The organism is Rhizobacter sp. P2_H3 (genome assembly GCF_056403355.1).
Window position 1 is genome coordinate 1 of sequence record NZ_JBFUFQ010000220.1, and the last position, 9573, is coordinate 9573.

Here is a 9573-nt window from a genome sequence, read left to right on the forward strand (position 1 = left end):
CGCCGATCCCTTGCCGCCGCCACCTCCACCACCGGCCACGCCGGCGACCAGCGTCGTCGAGCGACCCGCCAGTCCACCACCGCCGGTGTTGCGGCTGTAGCCCGCGGTGTTGATGCCGCCGCTGCCGCCGGTCGCGTTCGAGGTGATCATGGCCCGGTCCGGCAAGCCGGCTTCGGTGCCTGCGCCCACCCCCACGCCGACGCCCGAACCCACGCCCGGCCCCTGCTTGATGTCCGGCTTCAGCTGCACCGCCAGCGGCGCGCCGCTCAGCTCCTGCAGCTGGTCCTTCATCGCGAGCAGGCCGACGCCGGCCGCCTTGCGGCGCGCGCCTTCGATCTCGCCCGGCGGCTTGTTGGCCTGCGGCACGCGCGCCTCGGGGATCGGCTCCTTCATCTTCACCGGATCGGGCTTGGCCGGGATCGGCTTCGCCTGGTCAGGCTTGGCCTGCGGCACGGCCGCCTCGGCCGCATCCTTCGGCTTCTCCTGCACCTTGGGCGGCGGCGGCGGGGGCGGAGGCGTCTCCAGCACCAGCTTGGCCAGCCGCGGCGGCAGCTCGGCCTGTGCGGTGCGGTCGGGTTGCCGCACCGGCAGCCACGGCACGATCAGGAAGATCAGCAGGCACACGCCGACAGTGCGCTGGATGATGCGGCGAAAGCGCGCGTCGTCCTCGGGCACGCCGGCCCAGGGCATCACCCTGGGATTGAACGAAACGGTCGCCGCACTCATGCGCCCGCCTTCTGCCGCACGGCGAACGACATGTCGGTGAAGCTCGCGCGCGCCGCGGTGTACATGATCTTGCGCAGCAGCTGGTACGGGATGTCCTTGTCGCCCATGATCGTGAGCGCCTTGCCCTTGTCCTTGTTGGCCTCGCGGATCATCTCGCGGCCGGCCTGGATGTCGAGCTCGTCCTTCAGCGGCCCGATCAGGTCATCCTTCAGCCCCATCACGTCGGCCACGTTGGCGATCTTGCGGCCCTCGACGATGATCTCGGTGCCGCTCACCACCAGCACCACGTTCTGCTTCGGCTCCTTCTCGGCCGTCGACTGCGGCAGCTGAACGGCCTTCGGGCTCGGCAGCAGCTCGACGCCGGTCGCGTTCGAGAGCAGGAAGAAGATCAGGATCGTGAACACGTCGATCAGCGAGACGAGGTTCATGTCGAGCCCCGTCTGGTTGCGCGCGCGGCGCTCGGCCCGCTTCTGCAGCGGTGTCATCAGTGCCATGGCCCCCGTCCCTATCGCTTGACGACCGGCGCATCGCCGATCGAGATGTTGGGGAACATTTCGGTGTGCACCACCACCGCCCCCTTGGGCGTGGCGACGACGCGCACCGCATCCATCACCTGCACGAGCGCGTCGTACGAGGTGTTCGGCTCGGCCAGCACGCTGGCATCCACCTTGTCCGGAAACTTGACCTTGATCTGCTGGATCAGCGTCGACAAGGCCGCGGTGTCATACCCCTTCGCGTTGTTCGGGATGCGCTGGATCAGCCCGCCCAGGCGGTCGCCGACTTCCAGCGAATCCGGGCGCAGCACCACCTCCAGCTGAAGGTTGTCCACCTTCAGTTGCTCCACGCCGGAGTTCTTCGCCGGCAACGACAGGTCGATCACCGACAGCCTCGTGAACACGGCGGTCGACAGCAGGAACGGCACCAGCACCACGATCAGGTTGATGAACGCGGTGATCTCCAGGTGCGCCGTTTCCTTTCGCAGGCGACGACGAGCAGCCATCTCAGCGCGCTCCGGTGCTCTGCTCGGCCTTCAGGCGCTGCACCAGGTTCAGGAAGCTGATCTTGGCGGCCTCGAGGCCATCGACGATTTCGGCGGTCTTGGCCTGCAGGAACGAGTGCAGCAGCAGGAACGGGATCGCGACCATCAGCGCGAACGCGGTGTTGTTCATCGCGATCGAGATCGAGGCCGACAGCATCTCGGCCTTCTCGGCCGGGTTGACCTGCGCCACCGCGGTGAAGCCCTTGATCAGGCCCATGATCGTGCCCAGCAGGCCGACCAGCGTGATCACGTTCGCGAAGGTCGCGATGTAGTGCGTGCGCTTCTCCAGGCGCGGCACGATTTCCATCATGCCCTCTTCCATCGCCGCGTCGAAGTCTTCACGGCGGCCCGGGCTCTGCATGCGGGTCAGGCCGTAGTTGACGATCTTGCCGATCGCGGCATCGGAATTCGCGGTGACGTTCTGGACTTCCTTGAAGCGGCCGTTCTGCAGCATCGGCAGCACGTGCGACCAGAGCTTGCGGTTCTCGCTGCGCGCCTTGTTCAGCACGATGTAGCGCTCGATCCCGATCGCCAGGCCGATCGCCATGATCAACAAGCTCGGATAGATGAACAAGCCGCAATCCTGGAAAAACTTCACTGCTGTGTTGAACGCATTCATCTCTGATCTCCGATGGAAACTTCTCTGTGATTCGACAAAAAACGGCAGGCCCGCAAGCGTGACTACTTGGCGGCTGCGGTGGGTGTGGCGCCAGCCACCGGCTGCGTCAGCGTGTCGTACTGGACCTGGCGGCGGAACACGTCGCGGTCGACCGGCGCGAGCGCCTCGTCGAGCACGCTGACGGCGGGGCGGCCGCTCTGGTCGCCGGCGAGCGGCTTCTTCCACGGCACGATGTACAGCACCTTCGGCAGCTCGCGGTTGCCGATGATCTGCGAGCCCTTGATGTCGGCGCGGTCCTGCGCCCAGGCCGGCGCGAGGCCCGCGGCGATCAGCATCGCGAACACCGCGGCCACCGTCAATGGCGCGCGCAAGGGGTCTCGGGACTTCATGGTTTTTCCTTCCGGTTCGCAGCCGCGGCCGGCGCGGGCGCCGCGGCAGGCTGCTTACGATTCTTCAGATCTGCGACCCATTTGGTCACCGTGGCATCGCCACCCGGAGTCAACGCAAGATACCGGCCATACATGTCTGCGGCCTGTGCAACATCCCACAGATACAGGTCGTACAGGATGCCGAGGTTCAGCAGCGGCGCTGCATAGCCGGCATCGAGCGCGATGGCGCGCTCGTAGGCGTCCTTGGCCTTCGGGAACTGGCCTTGCTGGCGGTAGGTGATGCCGAGCTGGTTGAAGTACAGCGGCTGCTTCGGGTTCAGGCGCACGGCCTGCTCCAGCTCGCCGGCCGATTCGGGCAGCTTGCCGGCCTGGCGGTAGATCACGCCGAGGTTGGCATGTGGGCCGCCGAGCTCCGGGTTGGCCTGCGCGATGGCCTTGAAGCCGCGCTCGGCTTCTTCCATGCGGCCGGCACGCAGCGCGCGGCGGGCGTCGTCGTAGCTGCGTTGCAGCGCGGGGGCGACCGGGGCTTCGGGCTCGGGGCGGGCGATGACCGGGGCGGCAGCGGACGCGACGGTGGCGGGTGCCGAGGCCGATGCGGCCGGTGCCGAGGCCGCCTTGGCCGGCATCACGGCATCGCGCAGGGCCTGCAGCGGCTGCTGGATCGTCGAGCAGCCGGCGAGGGCCAGCAACATCACGAGGGTCAGGTGGCGCTCAGCGAATCGCATCGACGACTCCTTCGCTGCGTTCGCTCTTGCCATAGCGCAACGGCCTGATCTCGCCCAGCGCCTTGAAGCTGCTCTTCACCCACTGGTCGTAGATGCCATTGGTGGTGCGCCGCGCATTCAGCTCATGCAGCTCGGTGGCCTTCTCCTCGAACGGGTAGGCCTGCTCTTCCAGCATCACGTTGTACTGCTCCAGTTCGAGCTTCGACAGCTTCTTCGGGCGCTGCGAGTTGACGAGCGCCTTGCCGAAGTCCTGGTAGAGCGCCGCGATCTGGTAGGTCGCCGCGGTCGTCACGTCGGCCACGCCGTAGTCGGCAGCCACCGTGTAGGCCTTCAGCGATTCCTCCAGCCGCGCCTTCTTGTTCTTCAGCGCCGCAGCCAGCGGCTCGACCAGCTGCACCTTGCGGTAGCTGTCGGCCACCGGCGCCGCCATCGCGAGCGCCGCAGTCGCGCCCAGGTAGCGCGTGCGGTTCGTGCGCGCCGCGCCACCGGCCTGGTCGACCTGGTAGATCTCCTTCATCCAGGTGAACTCGCGGGCCGCGTTGCCGTCGTCCTTCGCGATCTTCGCCAGGCGGTACCGCGCCTCGACCGAAGCCTCGAACGACATGCCACCCTGCTTCAGGTAGCGCTCGTAGGCCTTGCCGGCGTTCGCACGCGATCCGGCCTTCTCGTACATCTCGGCCGATTGCCACAGTGCATCGCGCGCCAGCGCCGGATCCTTGTTGGTGGCGGCGAAACGCTCGTACTCGCCGGCCGCCAGCGCCCACTGGCCCCGCTCGGTGTAGGCCAGCGCGAGCTTGTTGCCCACGTCGGCCTGCAGCGGATGGTTCGGGTAGCGCTTGCGGAAATCTTCCAGCGTGCGGCTCGCGCCGTCCCAGTCCTTCAGGCCGATCATCGCGGCCGCCGCATCGTACTGCGCCGGTGCCGCCACGCTCGACTGCGGCGCCACCGTGGCCACGCGCGTGAAGTGCTTCACCGCCTCGACCAGCTGGCCCTTGCTGCGCGCCTGCTCGCCCTGCTTGTAGATCGATGCCGCCTGGCGTTCGACCAGGTCCTTGCGCGCCGGATCGTTCGCCGGCGCGAGCGCCAGCACCTCGCCGTACGCCTGCTCGGATTGATCGAACTCGCCGCGCTCGAACGAGCTGTGCGCGATCACGGTCCAGGCCACGCGCCGGTTCGCCGGCTCGGCCGGCGGTTGCAGCGCCAGCACCTGCCGGGCCACCGTCGCCGCACGCGCCTGGTCGCCCAGCGCGAACAGCTTCTCCGCCGCGTTGGTCAGCACCGGGCCGCTGCGCTTGTCGCCCGGGTTCGCGTTCGCGAAGCGCAGCGCGCTCTCGACGCTCTCCTTCTGCAGCGCCGGCAGCTCGGCCGGCGTCGCCTTCTTCTCCTGCGCGGCATAGCTCAGCAGCGCGGCATAGCCCGCATCGGCGCTCTTCGCGTGCAGCGGGTAGCCATAGGCGGTCTTCTCGTACTCGGGCGCGGCTTCCTTGAAGCGCCCGTCCTCGTACAGCAATTCGGCCAGCAGGAAGTTGTTCTGCGCCGCCTCCGGGTCCTTCGGGAACGACGTGAGGTAGCTGCGGTACCACTTCACCGCCTCTTGATAGTCGGCGGTCGATTTGCTCTTCTGAGCCTGCGAGTGATAGTGCTGGGCCAGCTCGGCAAGATTCGTCTTGACCAGCGGCTGCGCGTTCTCCTGCCAGGCGGCCGAGTTCTGCCGGCTGAACTCGCTGTCGACGCCGTAGCGCTCCACGTACTCCTTCTTCGCGTCGAGCGCCATCGCGCCGAAGCCGTTCTGCTGGTAGATCGCGATCACGCGAGCCTGCATCAGCGGCGACTGGCCGTGCAGCGGGTCGCGGCGCGCGAACGCGCTGAAGGTGTCGGCGGCGTCCTTCGGCCGGTCCTGCCGCAGGTACAGCTCGCCCAGCTGCTGGTAGACGCGCCACTCGTAGGCGCGGCGCTCCGGCGTCGTCATGTAGGCGGGGATGCTCTCGGCGCCCTGCAGGTTCTCCAGGCTCAGGCTCGCCACGCGGAAGGTGTCCTCCACCAGCTCGCGGTCGCCGCGCGTCAGGCCGGGCAGCGTCTCCAGCTCGCCGTCGTCCTTGCGGCCGCCGAGCTTCAGGTCGAGCACGCCGAAGAACGGGTGCAGCGCATCGTCGAGCCGGCCCAGCTTGAACAGCGACCAGCCCTGCATGTACAGCGCGCGATCGCGGAACGGGTTCGACGAATCGCCCTGCAGCACGGTGCCGTAGGCCTGCTCGGCCTTCGCGTAGTCGCGCGTCGAGAACAGCAGCTCGCCGCGACGGAACTGCGCCTCGTCGCGGTAGATCGTCTTCGGGTACTTCGCGACCAGGTCGTCGAGCGTCTTCAGCGCGAGCTCGAGCTCGCCGCCCTGCTCCTGCGCACGCGCCAGCTGGTACAGCACGCGGTCGTTGGTCTCGTCCTGCGGGTAGGTCTTCAGGAACTCCTGGTAGCGCGCGGTCGCGGCCTTGTAGTCGGGCGTGCCGTTCGGCGTCTGCTGGCCGGCGGCCAGGCGGTTGTCGGCACCGTCCATCTCCAGGTCGCCCAGGCGGCGCATCGCCTCGGCGCGCTRCGTGGCCTTCGGCGCGGCCTTCAGGAACTCGGTGTAGGCGGCGATGGCCTGGTTCTCGTCGGCCTTCACGCCGTTGTCTTCCGCGACGGTGATCTCGCGGCCGGACATCGACTTCAGGGTCGGCTGGTCATCGCCGGGCAGCGTCTTCTTGCCGGCACAGGCGGCAAGCCCGAGCAGCATCAGCAGCGCCAGACTATGGCTTGGGCGGCGCATTGGCGGGTTCCAGTTGCTTGTTGGCCTGGCTCGCGGCGCGGTCGTACAGCTGTGCGACGGCGAAGCGGGCCTGCGTGGTGTATTCGACCAGCCGGTCCTTCTGCTGCACGAGCTCGCTCACCGCCAGCTCCTGCACGAACTGCTGCTGCTCGGTGCTCAGCGCGGCCACGCGCGGCAGCAGCGCCTCGATGGCCTTGCCGAGCTCGGCGATGCGCGCGGCGAAGGCATCGAACTTGGCCGGCTCGTCCTGCTGCGCCTGCGCAAGCGCCGCATCGACGCGGCGCGTGTCGGCCAACGCCTCGGTGGTGGTGCGCGCGCTCTTCTTGGCGTCCCACAGGTGCTGCGGGTACTCCTGCGCGAGGCGCCAGGTCAGCGCGCCGGACGCGAGGCGGAAGCGCTCGCGCGCCGCCACCGCTTCGGGCATGTCGCCGGCCTTCTCGAGCGTCGCGCGGATGTGCTCGACGCGCGCCTGCAGCGCCACCTGCTGTTCATCGGCCAGCGCTGCGGGGTCTTCCTCAGTCTCGATGCGGGCGAGTTCGGCGGTGATCGCGTCGAGCCGCTTCTGCAACACATCCAGCCCGCCGTCGGCCGCCTTCGCGCGCACCTTCGGCAGCCGCTCGGCATAGGCCTGGCGGCGGTTGGCGAGCATGTCGCTGAACACACTGAGGTTGTCCTGCCACTGCAGCAGGTTGCTGCGCAGGAACTGCAGGTCGCGCCAGTTCTTGAAGGCTTCCTGGAACGAGTGCTGCGCGAGCAGCGGCGCCAGGTGGTTGGCGTGCGGCATCTCGGGCAGCTCGCCGATGTTCCAGAACCAGCCCATCTCTTCGCCGGGATTGCGCTCGAGCAGGCCGTCGAGCAGCTTGCCGGCGCGGATTGCGGTGATCGACTGGTCGAGGTTGGCGTTCTCGCGCTCGAACGACGCGATGGCCTCGTTGTAGCGGTCGAGCGACTGGCCGCTCGCACCGGCCTCGGCATAGGCATACGGCACCGCGATCATCGCCTCGAGCACGGCCGAATCGCCCGGGTCGCGCAGCGCCAGCTCCTGCCACGGCACCAGCGCCCGCTTGGGCTGCTTCAGCGCGGCCTGGGCCCAGCCGAAGCCGAGCAGCGCCTTGTTGGCCTGCATGCCGTTCAGGCGCACGCGCTCCAGGTGGATCAGCGCGGCCTCGGGCTTGTTTTCCTGCAGCGCGGCGAAGCCGAGCGCGACGTTGGCCTTGTCGCGCAGGCTGCGCGTTTCCTCGTCGGGCGCGGGCGCCGTGCCGAGGGTCTCGAGCAGCTGGTTGCCGCGCTCCGCGTCACCGGTGCGGATCAGCGCGACACCCAGGTTGAAGCGCGCATAGCGCGTCGCGTTGGTGCCGCCGGGCATCTTGCCCGGATCGGGCAGCTTGGCCATCGCCTCCAGCTGCGCCGCGGCGCCGGCGAAATCGTTGCGCGCCATCAGCACGTTGGCACTCAGCAGCCCGCGCTCTTCCTCGAGCTCGGGCGGCAGGTTCTTCTCGATGCGGCCCAGCGCCTCTTCGGCCTCGGGCAGGAAGCCGCGCTGGTAGCGGATCTTCGCGAGGTAGAACCAGGCGCGGTCGCGCACCGCCGGCGTCGCGCCCTTCTCGATCAGCTGCGCGAAGATCTCGCCGGCCTCGCGGTGCAGGCCGTACGACAGCAGCAGGCCACCGCGCAGGATCTCGGCTTCATCGGCATGGTGCGAGACGCGGCCGAAATGCTGCGACACCATCAGCCCGGTGATCGACGAGAAATAGCGGCCCTGGTAGAACTGGTACAGCGTCTCGCCGTAGTACGGGTCTTGCACCCGGTGCGGCGGCAGCGGCTCGGCGGCGAGGACCATGCCCGATAGCGAGCCGGCGAGCCACGCCACGGCGCCCAGGCGCAGCAGGTGTGCGGGAACGTTGCGAAGGCGCATGGCGGCTTACTGCCAGACCTTGACTTCGAACTCCGGCTGCAGCTTGCCGGTGTTGTCCTTGATCTGCAGCTCGATGTACTTCGGGTCGGTGGTCTTGTCGAACTTGACGGTCGCGCCGCGCTTGTAGTCGCGGAAGTGCGGGCCGCCGCCGGTGAACACCGCGACGATCTGGTGCTCGCCGGCCTTCAGGTTGCCGAGGAACACGCGCTGCACGCCGCCGCGGTGCAGGGCCTTCACCTCCAGCGGGGTGTAGAGGTAGTTCGCGACGACCTTGTCGTCGAGCTTCACCTGCACCGAGCCGAGCTCGAACATCTTGCCCACGTMCATCGAGACGAACACCGCCACCTGCGTGTTGGCGGGGAACAGCAGTTCCTCCTCCAGCACCAGCAGGTCGCGGTTCAGGCGGATCACGTCGCCCTTCAGGTCCTGGATGCGGCCGTCGAGGCTGGCGGCTGACGATGCGGCGGCGGCCGGGGCCATGGCGGCTTCGGGAGCGCTGGCGGCCGGGGCCGGCGCCGGTGCCGCATCGGCCGCGAAGGTGGCGCCGCACGACAGTCCCAACAGTCCCGCCAGGCATCCGGCAGCCAGCAGGCTGCGACTACGTTTGAACATGGGCGCGGTCTTTCTCAAAAGGTGGCCGAGACGAACAGCTCGAGGACGTTCGCGTCGAACGAATACAGGCTGTGGGTGCGGATGTCGGTGAAGTTCTTGTAGCGGAATCGCATGAACTGGTACTGCGCGTTCCACTTGATGTCGTACTTGTCGGCGATCTTGCCGGCGGCGTAGGTGGCCTTCGCGCCGACGCTCACGTCGTTGAAGTCGCTCAGCTGCTTGTTGCGCGACACGTAGCGCGTCTCGCTCTGCGCGTTGTCGGCGTAGAACAGCGCCTGCTTCTGCGTGTTGKAGCGCACGAAGCCCTCGCCCAGCCATTGCGCGCCGAAGTAGCGGGTGTAGCCCAGCTCCAGCGTGTGCGCCTTGATCTCCCAGTTGTCCCAGAAGTAGCGGTACTCGGCGCGCAGCGCGGCGCGTTGCTCGCCCTGCCCGATGTCGCCGATGGCGCGCAGCTTCAGCGCGCGGCTCGAGCGGGTGCGCGGGTAGCGCTCCTGCACCAGGGTGCCGAACACCTGGGCCACGCGGTACGGGTTGCCGAGGTAGCCGTTGTCGGAGACCGCCTCGAGGTTCGCGCTCGCGAGCCAGCGCGGCGTCAGGATCTGCGTGACGCCCAGGCGATAGCGCCAGTGCTGCGCACGGTCGAACATGCCCTCGTAGCGCGAGCCGACCTGGTCGGCACCGCGCGTCGCGCCGAGGCTGATCGTCGTCATGCCGCCGAACACCTCCTGCGAGACGTCCAGGCTCACCG

Annotated in this window: 9 protein-coding genes and 1 pseudogene; all 10 read right to left on the minus strand. The window is 68.3% G+C overall.

Annotated features, from left to right (window positions below):
* Positions 1–726: pseudogene (locus tag AC1D1T_RS26335) on the minus strand (AgmX/PglI C-terminal domain-containing protein); the annotation flags it as partial.
* A complete protein-coding gene (locus AC1D1T_RS26340) occupies positions 723–1220 on the minus strand; it encodes an ExbD/TolR family protein (RefSeq protein ID WP_477826159.1) in 498 nt (165 codons plus the stop codon). The pseudogene AC1D1T_RS26335 and the gene AC1D1T_RS26340, both read right to left, overlap by 4 nt.
* A gap of 11 nt (positions 1221–1231) precedes the next feature.
* Positions 1232–1726: an ExbD/TolR family protein gene (locus AC1D1T_RS26345; RefSeq protein ID WP_047511925.1), complete on the minus strand. Its 495-nt coding sequence runs from the start codon at positions 1724–1726 to the stop codon at positions 1232–1234.
* A gap of 1 nt (position 1727) precedes the next feature.
* Positions 1728–2339: a MotA/TolQ/ExbB proton channel family protein gene (locus tag AC1D1T_RS26350; protein ID WP_465112520.1), complete on the minus strand. Its 612-nt coding sequence runs from the start codon at positions 2337–2339 to the stop codon at positions 1728–1730.
* A 107-nt stretch (positions 2340–2446) separates the two neighbouring features.
* On the minus strand, positions 2447–2773 hold the full coding sequence (locus AC1D1T_RS26355) for a hypothetical protein (RefSeq protein WP_477826160.1): 327 nt from the start codon (positions 2771–2773) through the stop codon (positions 2447–2449).
* Positions 2770–3498, minus strand: coding sequence for a tetratricopeptide repeat protein (locus AC1D1T_RS26360; protein WP_477826161.1), 729 nt, complete (start codon positions 3496–3498; stop codon positions 2770–2772). Before AC1D1T_RS26360 ends, AC1D1T_RS26355 begins: the two co-directional genes overlap by 4 nt.
* Complete coding sequence (locus AC1D1T_RS26365; RefSeq protein WP_477992794.1) at positions 3485–6298, minus strand: tetratricopeptide repeat protein; 2814 nt, start codon at positions 6296–6298, stop codon at positions 3485–3487. Before AC1D1T_RS26365 ends, AC1D1T_RS26360 begins: the two co-directional genes overlap by 14 nt.
* On the minus strand, positions 6279–8213 hold the full coding sequence (locus AC1D1T_RS26370; RefSeq protein ID WP_477992795.1) for a tetratricopeptide repeat protein: 1935 nt from the start codon (positions 8211–8213) through the stop codon (positions 6279–6281). The genes AC1D1T_RS26365 and AC1D1T_RS26370 overlap by 20 nt, the downstream gene beginning before the upstream one ends.
* A 6-nt stretch (positions 8214–8219) precedes the next feature.
* Positions 8220–8825, minus strand: coding sequence for an AraC family transcriptional regulator (locus tag AC1D1T_RS26375; RefSeq protein WP_477992796.1), 606 nt, complete (start codon positions 8823–8825; stop codon positions 8220–8222).
* Positions 8826–8839: 14 nt separating this feature from the next.
* Positions 8840–9573, minus strand: a 734-nt coding sequence (locus AC1D1T_RS26380) for a DUF3570 domain-containing protein (RefSeq protein WP_477992797.1), incomplete at its 5' end; no start/stop codon positions are given.

Bases quoted from the DNA above. Each gene is read 5' to 3' on its own strand.
- AC1D1T_RS26340 (WP_477826159.1), bottom strand. From the start codon at position 1,220: ATGGCACTGATGACACCGCTGCAGAAGCGGGCCGAGCGCCGCGCGCGC.
- AC1D1T_RS26345 (WP_047511925.1), bottom strand. From the start codon at position 1,726: ATGGCTGCTCGTCGTCGCCTGCGAAAGGAAACGGCGCACCTGGAGATC.
- AC1D1T_RS26355 (WP_477826160.1), bottom strand. From the start codon at position 2,773: ATGAAGTCCCGAGACCCCTTGCGCGCGCCATTGACGGTGGCCGCGGTG.
- AC1D1T_RS26360 (WP_477826161.1), bottom strand. From the start codon at position 3,498: ATGCGATTCGCTGAGCGCCACCTGACCCTCGTGATGTTGCTGGCCCTC.
- AC1D1T_RS26370 (WP_477992795.1), bottom strand. From the start codon at position 8,213: ATGCGCCTTCGCAACGTTCCCGCACACCTGCTGCGCCTGGGCGCCGTG.